Origin of the sequence: Pseudovibrio ascidiaceicola (assembly GCF_900114245.1) — a bacterium.
GTDB classification, from domain to species: Bacteria; Pseudomonadota; Alphaproteobacteria; order Rhizobiales; family Stappiaceae; genus Pseudovibrio; species Pseudovibrio ascidiaceicola.
Genome location: NZ_FOSK01000004.1, coordinates 239,851 through 256,081, shown reverse-complemented (window position 1 = coordinate 256,081; position 16,231 = coordinate 239,851). Strand labels below are relative to the sequence as shown.

The window sequence follows — 16,231 nt, the reverse complement described above, 5'->3', positions numbered from 1 at the left end:
GCGCCTATTCGCTCTGTAGAAGATGATCACGCAAGGCAGCCACTGCCGGACGCCTCCAGGCGGCTGAACTCCCAACAATGTAATAGATGTTCCCCGTCATATGCCGTGCAGGGACTGGCTCGATCAGTGTCTCGTCCGCCAGATCTTTCTCAATGAGCAGAGAGGGAAGCAAGGCAAGGCCAAGGCCCTGACGCGCGGCCTCCAATACCATGAAGAAATGCTCGAAGGAGAGGGAGGTGTCTCCGGGCAAGTAGCTTGAAAGCTTGTGTGCCTCCGCCCAGTATTCCCAACTGCCCAGGCGTGTGGAATGAATGAGGCGGGGGAGACCCAGAAGATCTTTTATGCTCTCCGGCTGGGTATCCCCCAACAGGCTTGGGTGACAGACCAGAACCATCTCTTCATCACAAATCTGGAAGCTCTCCAGAGCAGGCCAACTGCCACGCCCAACAGTAAGTGCCACATCCACACTGGAAGGATCCCAGTTCACCGGATCTTTATGACCGGCGGAAAAGTCGGCCGGGATGGTAACAAGATCAACGCTGATGGCGGGATAGGCCTGCTTAAAGCCTTTGATCCGCTCCATGAACCAGAGATTGGCAAGTGAGGGTAGCGTCCCGATACGCAGCTGACCTGAAACAGACCCCTTCAATTCATGCTCAAGATCCTCAACCAGCTTCAACGCATTCTTTGCTTTCTGGCTCAGCAGCAACCCATCTTGAGTAAGTGCCAGCGTTTTTCCCTGACGCGAAAACAGCACCAGTCCCAACTGCTCTTCCAAATTCTGAATGCGGCGGGACACAGCCCCTTGCGTGATGCCAAGCTCCCGTGCCGCCCGGGTAAAGCTCCCATGGCGCGCTGCTGCATCGAAAACGGGAAGAACGGAAAGGATCTGCGAAGTGATCGAAAGACTATGTCGGCTCATACTATGAGTTTAACTCATGTCTATGTGACTGTCATTGGTCTATCTATGAGATTTTACGTAGTTTAAAACAACTCCAGCATGAGTTTTGGGTATAGAGCCTATTCTAGGTAAGTGGCCTTCAGGGCTTCTACCAGAATACGGATTTTAATTTGCAAGTAAGGTGAGGCTGAACATGGCGCGTCCATTCCATCTGGCATTTCCGATTGATGATCTGGAACAGACCAAAACGTTCTACATGGGCGTGCTTGGGTGTAAGCAAGGCCGAGAACTTGAAGGCAAGTGGGTCGATTTTGACCTGTTCGGACACCAGATGTCCGCCCACCTTCGTGAAAAAACACAGTTTCCCCTTGGAGTCACTGGTGTCGTTGATGGCGACGCTGTGCCCATTCCTCACTTCGGCGTTGTTTTGCCAATGGATGAATGGAAGATGCTTGCTGATCGACTGAAAACACATGAAACTATTGAATGGTTGTTGGAGCCTAAGATCAGGTTCGAAGGGCAACCGGGAGAGCAGGGAACTTTTTTCATTAAAGACCCCTCGGGCAATGCTCTCGAATTCAAGGCATTCGCCAGTGACTCTGACATTTTCGCAACCTGAGTAGATCCCCATGGAAATTTTAGAAGCAACACATACAACACAAAACCCTGCCGCATCTGACAAGATCAAAGTTGCGCTCGCACAGATCGCTCCGGTCTGGCTGAAGCGCGATGAAACACTGAAAAAAGTGGCTGATGCGGTAGAACTTGCAGGCAAACAAGGTTGCCAGCTTGTCACCTTCGGCGAAGCGCTGGTCCCGGGCTACCCGTTCTGGATAGAACGCACTGACGGTGCACGTTTCAACGACCCGAAGCAAAAAGCAATTTACGCGGAATACCTTGAACAGGGCGTGGTGATTGAAGACGGTCACTTGGATGATATCTGCGTGATTGCGAAAAAGTATAGCATCGCTGTGTATCTCGGTGTCATGGAGCGTGCTGCAAACAGAAGCGGTCATAGTCTCTATTGTTCGCTAGTCTACATCGACCAGAATGGTGAGATCGGCTCCTCACACCGCAAACTCCAACCAACCTACGAAGAGCGCCTTGCGTGGGCGCCGGGCGACGGCAATGGCTTACGAGTCCATCCGCTGGGCCGCTTCACCGTAGGTGGTCTTAACTGCTTCGAAAACTGGATGCCTCTGTCCCGTGCCGCTCTTTATGCGCAAGGTGAGGACCTGCACGTCGCAGTTTGGCCGGGCGGGCTGCACAATACCGAAGACACAACACGCTTTGTTGCCAAAGAGAGCAGAAGCTATGTGATTTCAGTCTCCGGCCTGATGCGCCCAACAGACTTTCCGGAAGACACGCTTGAGCTCGCAAAGATCCTTGAGAACAGCGATGACTTCCTCGCAAATGGCGGCTCCTGTATCTCTGCACCAGATGGATCTTGGGTGGTAGAGCCGCAAGTTGGTAAGGAAGTTCTGATCACAGCAGAACTGGATCATGCCGTGGTGCGCGGCGAACGTCAGAACTTTGACCCAACTGGCCATTACAGCCGACCAGACGTGACCCGTTTGGTTGTTGATCGAAAACGCCAACAACTCGCGGATTTCATCGACGCTGAATAAAATTAAGTACTCAGGCAGATTTATTGGGGCAGGGTTTTGATTAGCTTAGGTTTCGTCTCTCAAAAAATTCAGTAAAGTTGAGTGAAACAGCCAGCTACAGGCACCCCTGCCTCATAGTAAGATCAAGATCTGGAACAATAGAATCTCAAAGCAGGTGATGTTGACGTGTTTCACTGCCTGAGTGATGGACACTGTTGTTTGCAGCCCTGCCAAACCCGAGTGTGATCTTCGTATCTGCAAGCTGAGTATTGAATCATGGAAATTTTGGAAGCAACGCATTTATCTCACAATCCGTCCGCATCAGACAAAATCAAAGTCGCTCTCGCACAGATCGCTCCAGTCTGGTTGAAGCGTGAAGCGACCTTGGACAAAGTGATTGATGCAGTCGAGCTTGCTGGCAAACAGGGCTGCCAGCTTGTGGCGTTTGGAGAGACACTGGTTCCAGGCTATCCGTTCTGGATAGAACGCACAGACGGTGCTCGCTTCAATGACCCAAAGCAAAAGGCCATGTACGCCAAATGCCTTGATCAAGCCGTGGTGATTGAGGACGGTCATCTGGATGCACTTTGCGCCGCGGCGCAAAAACACAGTATTTCAGTCTATCTCGGCGTAATGGAGCGGGCTGCAAACCGAAGCGGACACAGCCTTTATTGCACGCTGGTCTATATCGACCAGAATGGTGAGATCGGTTCTGCGCATCGCAAATTGCAGCCAAGCTATGCAGAACGTCTGGCTTGGGCTCCGGGAGATGGCAACGGCTTACGTGTCCATCCGTTGGGCCGCTTTACGGTTGGTGGCCTGAATTGCGCTGAAAACTGGATGCCATTGTCACGCGTTGCTCTGTATGCGCAAGGAGAAGACCTGCACGTAGCCGTCTGGCCGGGTGGCCTGCGAAACACAGAGGATCCAACACGTTTTGTGGCCAAAGAAAGCAGAAGCTACGTGCTGTCAGTCTCAGGGCTGATGCGTGCGGAGGATTTCCCAAAGGATACGCCAGAATTAACCGAAATTCTCGAAAACAGCGGTGAGTTTCTTGCTGATGGTGGATCTTGCATCGCTGCGCCAGATGGATCCTGGGTGGTGGCGCCACAAGTTGGCAAAGAACTCTTGATCACAGCAGAACTGGACCACGCCTTGGTGCGAGCTGACCGCCAACTCTTTGACCCGACCGGTCACTACAGCCGACCGGATGTTACCCGTCTTGTCGTCGACCGTAAGCGCCAACAGCTTGCTGAATTCGTCGATTCTGAATAAAACAAAAACCAGATTGATATATTACAGCGTGTTTAACAGATAGACCTGCTGGGTCTCAAATAAGAATACGCTCAACAATGGAGTGCTGCATGAACCTGGTCTTATCTCTCAAAAGCTTCAACGAACCTGAGTGGATCGACCGTTTGCAGGCGCTTCTTCCCAATCGAAAGATCGAGGGTTGGAATGGCGGTGTAGCTGAGCCCGAAAAAGCAGAGTATCTCCTTGCTTGGAAGCCGGATCCTGCCGCCTTTTCCGCGCTGCCCAACCTCAAAGTAATCTTCTCGCTAGGGGCTGGCGTCGATCATCTGACCTCATTGCCAGAACTCCCCAAGCTCCCCTTAGTCCGGATTGTTGATCCAGATCTCACCAGTCGTATGACTGAATGGGTGGTCTTCCAAACATTACTCCACCATCGTCAACACCTGACTTACGCGGCTCAGCAAGAAGCAGGTGTTTGGAATGGGCACAGGCAATGGGCAGCAAAAGATGTGCGCGTTGGTATTCTGGGGCTTGGTGAGCTGGGTTTAGATTCAGCAAAAGCACTCAAAGCGCTGGGCTTCAACGTTGCCGGCTGGTCTCGCACTCCAAAAGATGTAGCCGGTATTGAGAGCTTCTCCGGTGAAGACAAACTGGAACCATTCTTGAACCGCACAGACATTCTGGTCAATCTGTTGCCCTCCACACCTGCCACGCACAAGCTGGTCAATGCAGAACGATTGGCCATGTTACCTCATACAGGCGCATTAGGCGGACCTGTCTACATCAACGCCGGACGCGGAGCGACACAAGATGAAGCCGCGATCGATGCGGCTTTGACATCCGGTCAGCTCAAAGGGGCAAGCCTTGATGTGTTCGCAATCGAGCCTCTGGTGGAAGCAAGTCCACTTTGGCAGCAGAAAAACTGCATCATCACACCGCATGTCGCAGCTGAGAGCGATCCGCAAGCTCTTTCAGAATATGTTGCGCAGCAAATCAAGGGCTTTGAACGTGGTGACGCGCTCGAAAACCTCGTCGATCTTGATGTTGGATACTAGGTTTATCAAATTCTTGATGAAACCTTAGTTTAGAGTGCCAAATATCTGAAGAAGTTGAATGCGCGGATCAATCTAAGGTTTAGCTGCAAGGAGTAGCATCAAACACAACTATAACAATTAAGTTGTGACCTGATGCTCTCCATACTCCGAGGTTTGTTCCAGCGAGATCTGGGCAGCGCGACTATTGAATTCAGCCTCATATCCGGCCTCATTGCTCTGGCGATTCTTGCCATGGTGTCCGCGCCAACGCTCACCAACTCCTCTTTTATTGCTGAGAATGCGACTTCGCAGTCCAATGCAGCCGAGCCAGATCTTCAATTGTGGGAACTCGTGAAACCAAACAATTAAATTTGTAAATAAATGAGTTTTAACGAGATAAAAATATCAGGTGTTAAGGCCTTCTTTGGAATTACCCTTGCAAAACCATGACATGGTATTTGTGGGGGAGATCACGACATGATTGCAAATGGACTATTGATCATTTTTCCATTGCTGCTTGCAATCGCTGCATTCTTTGATCTCTTCACAATGACGATTCCAAACAAACTCAACCTGATTATTGTCGTTGCCTTTGTCAGTTTAGCCTTCTTATTGCAGCTGCCCTTGAAACAGGTCGGCATGAGCTTCGCACTCGGTTTCGGTGTGATGGTTGTCGGCTTTGGATTGTTCGCGCTCGGTGTCATGGGCGGCGGAGATGTGAAGTTCCTCGCCGCAATCTCTCTTTGGCTCGGCCTTTCGATGAACATGCTGGATTTCATTTTGCTGACCAGCGTTTATGGCTGTGCATTAACGCTTGTTATCTTGGGCTTGCGCAAGGTTCCGTACTTCCCGCAGTTCATGCATGGGCAAGAATGGCTCTTAAGATTGCATGACAGAAAAGCAGGTGTCCCATACGGGATTGCAATCGCAATTGCAGGGATTCAGGTGTACCCGAATACCTTCTGGTTTGCTCAAATTCCAACTTTCTGAGCATTTCACGAGCAAATCATCTTAGTAAAGTATTAATGTTTTGAACTAGTGCGCTTTCACTAGCGCTAACCTATTGCTGTTCATGCATATTACTAATTTGACTCTATGCACATAAGTAAAAAATACAAATGTAGTGATGTTACGGAATGTTAACTATGTCTTGACAATTTTTGCTCAAATTAGGGTTAACGAATGCTGCTTAGCTAAATCTCTTAGAGGGTGGGTGCCACATGAAGGCCTCCAGATTACTAGTTTTAATTATTGCTTTAAGCGCCGGTGGGTTGGCCGCATGGTTGAACCTGTCTTCCGGTTCCCGGGAGCAGTCACCAACCATTGTTGTGCAGGAACAAGAGATACCGTCACTGGAAATTCTTGTTGCAGCGCAGGACCTCAAAGTCGGCACCTCGCTCACAGAGGGTGATTTAGCCTGGGCTAAGTGGCCAGAAGAGTCTGTATCTGACGGTGTAATCTTGCGCCGCTCAAGTCCAAATGCAGACAACGAGTTTTTGGGACAGATCATCAAAGCAGCGATGTTCGGCGGGGAACCAATTCGCGCAGAGCGTCTCATCGATACGGAGAAAGGCTTCCTGGCAGCGATCCTCCCAAAAGGAAAACGCGCCGTTGCTGTTCCTGTTGACGCAGTCTCTACCGCAGGTGGTTTCATCCTTCCCGGAGACAAAGTCGATGTGTTGGTTACCATGCAAGCCAAGAAACGTGATGATGGCGTTATAAGTGAAACGCTCCTTGAGAATATCAAGGTGCTCGCTATCGATACCACGACGGCCTCTGAGAACAGCGAGAAGGCAATGTCTCCGGACCAGACAGCCACACTGGAACTCTTCCCTCATGAGGCAGAAACCATCGCTCGCGCAACCCAGATGGGAACTCTCTCACTTTCATTGCGCAGCGCAGCAGACTCCAAAGACGGTGTGAAGCAGCCTCCGCGCGTCAAAGGTGGTGTGAAGTTTGTAAAGTATGGGATTGCCTCCCAGTCTGTTAACGGAAATTAGTAGGTAAACTATGGTTTTTCATCGACAAATTAGTCTGGCGAGAAGTTTACCGCATAAAGACTGCTTCAAAGGAGCTCTCTTACAGTTCCTTCTGGTCTTTGCCTTGGTTTTAGTCGGACCGCAGATAGCATTCGCTCAGAGTAACTTCGAAGCGACTGTGGAAGTCACCTCTCAGCACCGTGGCAAAGTTCGCCAGCTGAATGTTGGTGAGGGAAGATCTATCGTGCTCAACACAAACGAGGAAGTCCGTGACGTCCTCGTCTCAAATCCAGAAATTGCAGATGCTGTTGTCCGCACCAGAACCCGCGTATTTGTCTTCGGAAACAAAATTGGCCAGGCATCACTAGTTCTGTTTGGCAATGGTGGCCGCCAACTGGCATCGTTCAATCTGAGCGTACAACCTGATCCGTCAGGCCTGGTGGAACTCATCCAACGATTGCTACCGAATTCTGCGATCAATGCCGATGTTGTCAATCAAAGCGTTGTCCTCTCAGGAACAGCAATCTCCGCCCTCGAAGCCCAACAAGCCTACGATATTGCGCTGAAGTTTGTAGGCAACGATGAAAGAAAGATCGTCAACACAATTGCCGTCGCCGAGAAAGATCAAGTCCAGCTCAAAGTTACAGTAGCTGAAATTGAACGCACAACGATCAAACAACTTGGTGTGAACCTTCAGGGCTCACTCAAAATCGGCGCACTTGATGCAAGTTTCAACACGTCACCTGCATATAACATCAACCCTTCTGTTGTGAATGCTGGCACCCTAGCAGGAAAGTTAGGGTTTGATGGCGGAACACTCAATCCTACAATTAAAGCGCTAGAGCGCGAGGGGGTGATGAGAACGCTGGCGGAACCAACATTAGTTGCAGTTTCCGGTGAGAACGCCAGCTTCCTGGCTGGTGGCGAGTTCCCTATCCCTGTCGCTTATGAAGACAACAAAGTTAGTCTTGAGTTCAAGCCTTTCGGTGTTGGACTTGATTTCACTCCTGTCGTTTTGTCAGAAGGACGGATCAAACTTCGTGTAAGGACTGAAGTCAGTGAATTGAGTTCTGAAGGGGCTGTAAGTATTGCAGGCGCTATTTCAGTTTCAGCACTTAAAGTACGTAGAGCTGAATCTACACTTGAACTGCCCTCAGGAGGAACTTTGGTTATGGCAGGCCTTCTGAAGCATAATTATGGGCAAGAAATTGATGGGATACCTGGACTAAAGAATATCCCGATTCTTGGCACAATGTTTAAGAGCCGTGATTACATCAATCGCCAAACTGAACTTGTGATCTTTGTAACGCCTTATGTTGTAAGGCCTATTGCACGCTCTCAGATCGTGCGCCCTGATGAAAATTTTGCAGCGCCAAGCGATCAGTCTACAATATTCTTAAATCAATTGAGCCGTATTTACAGGACAACAGATGCACCTGTGAAAGGAAGTTATCACGGCAAAATTGGTTACATTTACGAGTGAGGACAAGTGAAATGAGTACCCTGCTGTCGCCCACTTTCAAATGTGTCACTAAGTTGAAAGCAGCCTCTGTCGTGCTTAGTACTATTGTCATGCTCGGGGCATGCCAGTCGCAACCATCCTATGTCGAACAGCAGTCGATTGTGGATTTTGACTATAGAAAAAGGCATCCAATTGTCATTACAGAAGCGCCTGAAAATTTTGATATTCCCGTAGCTGGGGAGATGCGCAAAATTAACGGATCCATGAAAACGGCTGTTGCTGCTTTTGGTCAGCAAGCAAGCATAGATGGAAATGGATTTGTTGAGGTTTTGGTTCCATCAGGCTCCGGGAATGAGGCCGCCGTGAGAGCAGTCTCGCCGCAGATCCGTACTGCATTGAAAAAAGGTGGAGTAGCAGCCGATCATATTGTCATGAGAAGTTATGCGGTATCGGACATGGCTGCATCTGCTCCCGTTCGGCTTTCATTTATGCGTGTTAAAGGCGTTGTTCGTGATTGCGGCAATTGGCCCAATGCAATGTTAGGCGATAACCAAAACGCAGATTACTACAACTTTGGGTGTGCAACTCAGGCAAACTTAGCTGCAATGATCGATAAGCCAAACGATCTATTGCGTCCACGCCCATTGGGGCCGGGCGACCCAGCTAGGACAAATGTTATCCTGACAAACAACCGTTCGGGTGCTGTAACAGCAGGCGAATACAAAACTGGCGTCGGGGCAACAATTTCAGCCATTGGACAGAATTAGTGGGCCAAAATATGAATGATTTTGCACATTCTAAATTGGATGTTGAACAGAACCATGATGTATCTGGTCAGCTTTCAACTTCAGACTTTAATCTTGTTAGTATCCCTCGGATATCAGTACAAGCCTTTTGCTTGGATGCCCAAACTGCAGAAACAATCCAGAAGGCGAGCGCAGATCGTCGGATGTCTAAGACCCATACAATGGTGCGGCAAGGCGGTATCCTGGCAGCTACTGAGACATTTCAAAGTGCGGCGACACCTAATTTTCTCATAGTAGAGTCACTTGCAAGCTCAAGCGAGATGATTGAAGAGCTCGATCGGCTTGCAGAGGTTTGTGATGCCGGCACCAATGTTTTGGTTATTGGACGTGTTAATGACGTAAATCTCTATCGCGCGCTGATCCAGCGTGGTGTGGGCGAGTACATTGTTGGGCCCATAGATATCGCGCAGCTTATCAATACGATTGGTCAGTTTTATTCTGATATTGATGCGGAGCCATTCGGGCGAACAATTGCGGTTCTGGGTGCAAAGGGTGGTTGTGGAGCGTCTGCTGTCGCTCATAATCTGTCCTGGTCAATTGCAAAAACGCTCGACAATGATGTTGCAATTGCTGATTTGGATCTACCATTTGGCACCGCAGGTTTAGATTTCAATCAGGATCCACTGCAAGGTATAATGGAAGCAATCGCATCTCCAGATCGCCTTGATGACACGTTGCTGGATCGTCTGCTTGCTAAATGTAATGACCGGTTAAGTTTACTTGCTGCTCCTGCAACGCTTGAACAGACCTATGATTTCGATACTGACAAGTTCGATCAGGTAATCGAAGTGATGCAGAAAGGAACGCCGACCGTTGTTCTTGACTTGCCCCACACATGGAACAGCTGGGTCCGGCATATCCTTGCTCATGTAGATGAAGTTCTGATCGTAGCAGAGCCTGACTTAGCAAATCTTCGAAATGCAAAGAACCTTGTCGATAGCATTGCTCAACTTCGACCAAATGACACAAAACCATATTTGGTCTTGAATAAAGTTGGCATTCCGAAGCGTCCTGAGATCAAGCCGGATGAATTTAGTAGCGCCTTAGATGTTGTTTCTTTGGCTGCAATGCCGTTTGAACCAGCATTGTTTGGGACTGCCTCCAACAATGGTCAGATGATTGCAGAGTTTGATAGCAGACACGCTGTTGCCGGTTTGTTTGAGGAGATTGCAGCGAAGGTCACGGGCAAGGCTGAAATGCACACGAAAAGTAAGTCGCTCATCGCATCTCTTATTAAAAAAGTCCGCAAATAGTCCTCTGGTTGAGTTTGTGCTGATTTCAAAGGCGGAAGAATATGTTTGGTAGACGTGGCAACGGTGAATTTGGAAATAAAGGTCCAAAGTCTGCTCCTGTAAACCCAGTGATACAGAAACAGTCGGTAACGCCTGCTGTTCAAGACACGCCAAGCGCCATAAGATCTAAATCGCCTGCTGTAGAAGTTCAGCAAGAAAAGCCAAAGGACACAGCACCGGAGACCAAAAGAACTCAGGAGTACTATGCAACCAAAGCATCGATTTTCAATGCATTGGTGGAGGCAATCGATCTTTCGCAGTTGAGCCGGTTGGATCAAGAAGATGCACGTGACGAGATCCGGGATGTCGTCAATGACATTATTGCCCTCAAAAACCTCGTCATGTCGATTGCTGAGCAGGAAGACCTGCTCGAAGACATTTGTAACGATGTGCTGGGCTACGGACCACTTGAGCCGCTATTAGCCCGTGATGACATTGCCGATATCATGGTGAACGGGGCGAACACCATCTACATTGAAACAGCTGGCATGGTGGAGCAAACAAACATCCAGTTTCGCGATAATCGTCAGCTGATGAACATCTGTCAGCGGATTGTGTCTCAGGTTGGCCGTCGTGTTGATGAAGCCAGCCCAATATGTGATGCGCGCCTACCTGATGGCTCTCGTGTGAACGTGATCGCCCCACCGTTGTCATTGGACGGGCCAGCACTTACAATTCGTAAGTTTAAGAAAGACAAGCTTACCCTCGATCAGCTGGTGAATTTTGGTTCGATTTCGCGTGAAGGCGCTGAGATCCTGGAAATCATAGGCCGGGTACAATGTAACACGGTTATTTCAGGTGGTACGGGCTCAGGCAAAACTACGCTTTTGAACTGTTTGACACGCTATATCGATAGCACGGAACGCATTATCACTTGCGAAGACAGTGCTGAACTTCAACTTCAGCAGCCACATGTTGTCAGATTGGAAACCAGACCTCCAAACCTGGAAGGTGAAGGCGAGATCACAATGCGTGATCTCGTAAAAAACTGCCTGCGTATGCGTCCTGAACGTATCATCGTAGGTGAGGTTCGTGGCCCGGAAGTATTTGATTTGCTTCAGGCGATGAACACCGGTCACGATGGCTCAATGGGCACGATCCACTCCAACTCACCACGGGAGTGTCTAAAGCGTATTGAATCCATGATCGCCCTTGGTGGCTTCTCTCTTCCATCTAAAACAGTACGCGAGATCATTGTTGGTTCGATTGATGTGATTGTTCAGGCCGCGCGCCTAAGAGATGGTTCGCGCCGCATTACTCACATCACCGAAGTTGTTGGAATGGAGGGAGATGTCATCACGACACAGGATCTCTTCACCTATGACATCACAGGAGAAGATGCGAACGGTAAGATTGTAGGTCAACACCGCTCTACCGGCATTGGCCGACCGCTCTTCTGGGAAAGAGCAAGATACTTCAACGAAGAAGAACGTCTCGCCCGTGCGTTGGATGCTTCAGATGTCTCTGGAGGATTACATGGCTGACTTGAATAGTTTTCTGGTTTCTCCACTTGCTGATTATTTGATCTCAGCATTGATTGTGGTGAGTGTAGTCGGAATCACGTTCACACTCTTGATGCCTCTGTTTTCCAAAGACAAACTTGGGAAACGAAAAGAGGGGTTGGTTCAGAAAAATGGAACTCAACAAAGTGGGCGGTCTCAGAAAATTGATGTCACGGCCCGTAGGAAAACTGTTCAGGACCAGCTCAACGCTATGGAAGCGGCGCAAGCTGCGAAGAAGAAAAATGCAGACAAACCTATTTTTACGGATTGGATAGGACAAGCTGGTTTGTCTTGGTCTAAGTCCAAGTTCTATTTCATTTCAGTGGTCTGTGGTTGCATTGTCTTCGCGGTAAGTTTTTTTTCAGGACAGTCCTTATGGATTTCAATAGCGCTTTTATTTGTAGGAGTCTTTGGTATACCGCGATTCTACGTTTCAAGGAGGCGTAAAAAACGCTTCAATCAGTTCCTTGATGAATTTCCAAATGCAGTCGATATCATAGTTCGTGGCATCAAGTCTGGCATGCCATTAGGGGAATGTCTGCATGTTGCTGCTTCTGAGGCAAAAGATCCAGTTGGGTTAGAGTTCGCACTGGTTTTAGATAAAATGCAAATGGGTATACCGCTGGCTGAAGCAATTCAGAATATGCCTAAAAGAGTGCCTTTGCAGGAAACAAACTTCCTTGCAATTGTCTTTGCTATTCAAGCGCAAGCTGGCGGGAGCCTTTCAGATGCGCTCAACAATCTTTCAAAGACATTACGACAGCGCAAGGAGATGAAAGGAAAAATTCGAGCGGTCAGCCAAGAAGCAAAATCATCGGCAGCAATCATCGGCTCCCTCCCCTTCATCGTGACGATCATGTTGTACTTAATCGCCCCAAGTTATATTCGTTTGCTCGTGGATACTGATATTGGTCTAATTCTCGTAGCTGTTGGCCTTACCTGGATGACTATTGGGATCTTCGTCATGCGGAAAATGATTGACTTCAAGATATAGGAATCCAGAGATGACAATTGCAGATCTTGGAAATAACAACTTATTTGTAGTCATTCTCACATTGCTTGCAGTATCTGGAACTGCTTATACGCTTTTGATGCCTTTTTTTGAGCGCGATGAACTTAAAAACCGCATGAAGTCAGTTGCTCTTGAGAGAGAGAAAATTAGAACACGCGAGCGTAATCGCCTTGCCAATAGCAAAGAGTTTCAACGTGCAGCGCTTAGGAGTAGCCCTAAAGAAAGTGTGCGAGACTTTGTCGATAAATATAACTTGAAGAATCTTTTATCGAATGATGGCGTAATAAAAAAACTCAAGATGGCGGGTTATAGAGGGCCATCCCCTCTCTATTCATACCTTTTTCTGCAGATTGTATTACCAATAGGTTTTTTTGCTCTTGCATTTGCTTATCTAGTAATTGTTTTAAAGTTAGATATTCCGATCTTGGGTACTCTTTGTATCAGCCTCCTATTTTCTGCAGTTGGCTTCTATGCCCCAAGTATTTTTGTGCAGAATCAAATTTCGAAGCGGCAAGAGACTATTCGCATGGCGTGGCCAGATGCGATGGACTTAATGCTTATTTGTGTTGAATCTGGTATGTCGATTGAAGCGGCTTTCAAGAAAGTTGCGGAAGAAATTGGAGCGCAATCTGCAGCACTAGCTGAAGAACTAGTGCTGGCCAACGCAGAGCTTTCCTACTTAGATGAGCGAAAGAAGGCCTACCAAAACCTAGCAGAGAGGACTGGCCTTGAAGGCGTCAATAATGTTGTTATTGCTCTAATTCAGGCTGAAAGGTATGGTACGCCAATCGGGAATGCTCTTAGAGTTTTGTCAGATGAGAACCGGCAAACTCGGATGCAGGAAGCTGAGCGAAAAGCTGCAGCGTTGCCTCCGAAACTAACAGTTCCTATGATAATGTTTTTCTTACCTGTGTTGTTCATCGTAATCATCGGTCCTGCGGTAATTCAGGCGATGCAAACATTCTAACCCGTTACGCCTTACCCAACATCGTCTTCAAATACGCCACGTTCTCGGCGGCTTGGCGTGGGTCTATGTCGGATTGGGCGACGCGAACGGCTTCGTCAAAGCGGCCTTGCAGGCCGAGGGTCAGAGCAAGGTTCTGGCGTACCTGACTGGCAGCTTTGCCTGTATCCAATGCTGTTCGCAAAGTTGTTTCTGCATTGCGCAGGTCGCCTCCCAGCAGGTAGGACATTCCCAGATTATTCAAAACTGATGGCTCATTTGGTGAGAGCTTTAGTGCTTGCTGATAAGTCGTACGTGCCTGCTTTGTCTCACCAAGTTGATCCAGAATTGCTGCCTTGGCAGAAAGCATTTTCCAGTTCGGTTGGGCTGGGTCAAACGCATTGTCAATAACGTTGAGCGCTTCCTGCAGCTTACCGTTTTCAGCCAGCACTTTGCCATAGCTTGCTGCGATCGTGGTGTTGTCTGCATTAGCAATGACGCCACGCCGCAAAATGGCCTCTGCTTGCTCGCCCTGGCCGTCAATTCTCAAAGCTGCTGCAAAGTTCAGGATTGTACGTGGGCTTTTCTGGTCCTTGGCATACACTCCGCCCCAGTAGGCGAGGGCTTGCTGCATCTCTTGTGAGCCGGGCTTCAGTTGCTGGCTCTGTGAGATAGATGCCTGAGCACGCGGTTTGTTGGTCGCGCAGCCGGAAAGTGCAAGCCCGCAAATCAGCAGCAGTGAAACAGCTGTTGCACTTCTTAAAATGCCAGAAGACATCTTGGTTGTGTGTGTGCGGTCAAATACGGCCATGGAACCCTCAGCAACGAAGCAATTCAAATATTGTTTGAAAATCTAATATTATCCCTAATTTCTGGTTAATTTGGCTTGGCTGAGCCCTTGGTTGGACGGGGGAGCAGCAAGCCGAATGCCTTGCGCAGAACAAGTAACGTCGTTAGGTTGCCACAACGCTGTCTGTATAGGACAGAACACAAATTTCAAACATCTCATAAATGGAGCTCCCGGTGCACGGTCCGTTAATTTCTGCCGATGAAACAGTAAATCCAATCCCGGTTGTCGCGCTCTCCGCGAGTGAGTTGGACGCACATCTTGATGCCTCTGGTGCCATGGCAAAGTCTTGGGCAAACGCGCAGGAGTTTACAGCTGCTTTTGGAGAAACTCTGGCAGTTCCAAATGAAGCCGGTGAGATTGAAACTATTCTGTTTGGCTACGGCGAAAGCCAGAGAGACGCTTTAGAAACAGGCGCTGCTCTTAACAAAAAGCTCCCAGCTGGCGCGTTTGAACTTTCAAAAGGCTTTGAAGATCCAGCTGGTATCGCTCTCGGTTTCTCTCTCGCAGCCTACCGTTTTGATGCCTACAAGAAAATTCCTGCGCCGAAGTCTCAGCTAGTCATTAGCGAGCCGGGCATTTTGGAAGAGCTGGCACCAATTATCGCTGGCGCGCACCTTGCAAAAGATCTCATCAATACCCCTGCAAATGATATGGGGCCGGAAGAACTAGCCGCAGCAGCTTCTCAGCTTTTTGAAGATCACGGCGGGTCCTCAAAAATCATCATGGGTGATGTTCTGGAGAACGAGTTTCCGCTTGTGCATGCTGTCGGCAATGGCAGTGACAGAGCGCCGCGTCTGATCGATGCGACCTGGGGTAAAGAGACTGATCCGAAAATCACGTTGGTCGGCAAAGGCGTAATTTTCGACAGTGGTGGGTTGGATGTGAAACCAGCTGCCGGCATGATCCTTATGAAAAAGGATATGGGCGGCGCGGCAAATGTTCTTGGCCTAGCAGCAATGATCATGAAAGCCGAGCTGCCAATGCGCTTGCGCGTGATTATTCCTGCAGTTGAAAATGCGATCTCGGGCCGCTCATTCCGCCCGTCAGACATTTTTACAAGTCGTAAGGGCCTTTCTGTCGAGATCGGCAACACAGATGCTGAAGGACGCCTGGTCCTGGCAGATGCACTTGCGCTGGCTGATGAAGAGAGCCCGGAGCTGATTGTTGATATGGCAACGCTGACAGGTGCAGCCCGTGTCGCACTGGGGCCTGATTTGCCGCCATACTATACAGATGATGAGGACTTGGCTGAGACGATCGCTGTTCACAGTGAAGCGGTGAATGATCCTTTGTGGCGCTTGCCGCTCTGGAAGCCATACAAAAAGTACATCACCTCCAAAACAGCTGATCTGGCAAACATCAACACAAGCGGAGCAGGTTTTGCAGGCTCAATCACTGCAGCTTTGTTCCTTCAGAGATTCGTTGAAAACGCAGGCAGCTGGGTACATCTTGATATCTACGGTTGGACCCCAATTGAGAAAGATTTTAGGACCCATGGAGGAGAAGCCCAGGCAATTCGGGCACTTTTTGACATGTTGAAGACCCGATTGGGCTAAGCAAAGTACGGATTGCGCTGTCAAAATTACTTA

Annotated in this window: 16 protein-coding genes; 14 read left to right on the top strand and 2 right to left on the bottom strand. The window is 48.9% G+C overall.

Translation table 11 applies throughout. From position 1 onward, the window contains the following. Positions 1-4 precede the first annotated feature (4 nt). The gene (locus BM231_RS09725; RefSeq protein ID WP_093518873.1) at positions 5-922 is read right to left on the bottom strand and encodes a LysR substrate-binding domain-containing protein; all 918 of its coding nucleotides are present in this window, start codon (positions 920-922) and stop codon (positions 5-7) included. A gap of 172 nt (positions 923-1,094) precedes the next feature. Between BM231_RS09725 and BM231_RS09720 the strand changes: the two genes are divergently transcribed. The 13 genes from BM231_RS09720 to BM231_RS09660 all read left to right on the top strand — a co-directional run bounded on the left by BM231_RS09720 (position 1,095) and on the right by BM231_RS09660 (position 13,816). Further along, positions 1,095-1,520: a VOC family protein gene (locus BM231_RS09720; RefSeq protein ID WP_063295161.1), complete on the top strand. Its 426-nt coding sequence runs from the start codon at positions 1,095-1,097 to the stop codon at positions 1,518-1,520. A gap of 10 nt (positions 1,521-1,530) precedes the next feature. After that, positions 1,531-2,529 (top strand): carbon-nitrogen hydrolase family protein, encoded by a 999-nt coding sequence (locus tag BM231_RS09715; RefSeq protein WP_093518871.1) that lies wholly within the window; start codon positions 1,531-1,533, stop codon positions 2,527-2,529. A gap of 255 nt (positions 2,530-2,784) precedes the next feature. Beyond that, positions 2,785-3,783 carry a carbon-nitrogen hydrolase family protein gene (locus BM231_RS09710; protein WP_093518869.1) on the top strand — a complete coding sequence of 333 codons (999 nt, stop codon included), beginning with the start codon at positions 2,785-2,787 and terminating at the stop codon, positions 3,781-3,783. Between the two features lie 89 nt (positions 3,784-3,872). Next, a complete protein-coding gene (locus BM231_RS09705) occupies positions 3,873-4,817 on the top strand; it encodes a 2-hydroxyacid dehydrogenase (RefSeq protein ID WP_208860244.1) in 945 nt (314 codons plus the stop codon). Between the two features lie 132 nt (positions 4,818-4,949). After that, positions 4,950-5,165 carry a hypothetical protein gene (locus BM231_RS09700; protein WP_093518865.1) on the top strand — a complete coding sequence of 72 codons (216 nt, stop codon included), beginning with the start codon at positions 4,950-4,952 and terminating at the stop codon, positions 5,163-5,165. A gap of 108 nt (positions 5,166-5,273) precedes the next feature. Further along, positions 5,274-5,786 carry an A24 family peptidase gene (locus BM231_RS09695; protein WP_093518863.1) on the top strand — a complete coding sequence of 171 codons (513 nt, stop codon included), beginning with the start codon at positions 5,274-5,276 and terminating at the stop codon, positions 5,784-5,786. Between the two features lie 230 nt (positions 5,787-6,016). Then, on the top strand, positions 6,017-6,796 hold the full coding sequence (gene cpaB, locus BM231_RS09690) for a Flp pilus assembly protein CpaB (protein WP_093518861.1): 780 nt from the start codon (positions 6,017-6,019) through the stop codon (positions 6,794-6,796). 10 nt (positions 6,797-6,806) lie between these two features. Further along, positions 6,807-8,258 carry a type II and III secretion system protein family protein gene (locus BM231_RS09685; RefSeq protein ID WP_093518859.1) on the top strand — a complete coding sequence of 484 codons (1,452 nt, stop codon included), beginning with the start codon at positions 6,807-6,809 and terminating at the stop codon, positions 8,256-8,258. An 11-nt stretch (positions 8,259-8,269) separates the two neighbouring features. After that, a complete protein-coding gene (locus tag BM231_RS09680; protein WP_084403579.1) occupies positions 8,270-9,004 on the top strand; it encodes a CpaD family pilus assembly protein in 735 nt (244 codons plus the stop codon). An 11-nt stretch (positions 9,005-9,015) separates the two neighbouring features. Then, entirely contained in the window at positions 9,016-10,296 is a 1,281-nt protein-coding gene (locus tag BM231_RS09675; RefSeq protein ID WP_093518857.1) for a CpaE/TadZ family protein, read from the top strand. A gap of 41 nt (positions 10,297-10,337) precedes the next feature. Beyond that, a complete protein-coding gene (locus BM231_RS09670) occupies positions 10,338-11,819 on the top strand; it encodes a TadA family conjugal transfer-associated ATPase (protein WP_093518855.1) in 1,482 nt (493 codons plus the stop codon). Continuing rightward, positions 11,812-12,831, top strand: coding sequence for a type II secretion system F family protein (locus BM231_RS09665; protein WP_093518853.1), 1,020 nt, complete (start codon positions 11,812-11,814; stop codon positions 12,829-12,831). Before BM231_RS09670 ends, BM231_RS09665 begins: the two co-directional genes overlap by 8 nt. A gap of 10 nt (positions 12,832-12,841) precedes the next feature. Further along, positions 12,842-13,816 carry a type II secretion system F family protein gene (locus BM231_RS09660; RefSeq protein ID WP_167550285.1) on the top strand — a complete coding sequence of 325 codons (975 nt, stop codon included), beginning with the start codon at positions 12,842-12,844 and terminating at the stop codon, positions 13,814-13,816. A 4-nt stretch (positions 13,817-13,820) separates the two neighbouring features. On the opposite strand, the gene BM231_RS09655 is transcribed toward BM231_RS09660, so the two are convergent. Beyond that, positions 13,821-14,603: a tetratricopeptide repeat protein gene (locus BM231_RS09655; protein ID WP_093518851.1), complete on the bottom strand. Its 783-nt coding sequence runs from the start codon at positions 14,601-14,603 to the stop codon at positions 13,821-13,823. 212 nt (positions 14,604-14,815) lie between these two features. Here BM231_RS09655 and BM231_RS09650 point away from each other — a divergent pair, with 212 nt between their 5' ends. Then, positions 14,816-16,198 carry a leucyl aminopeptidase family protein gene (locus BM231_RS09650; RefSeq protein ID WP_093519156.1) on the top strand — a complete coding sequence of 461 codons (1,383 nt, stop codon included), beginning with the start codon at positions 14,816-14,818 and terminating at the stop codon, positions 16,196-16,198. Positions 16,199-16,231: the final 33 nt, after the last annotated feature.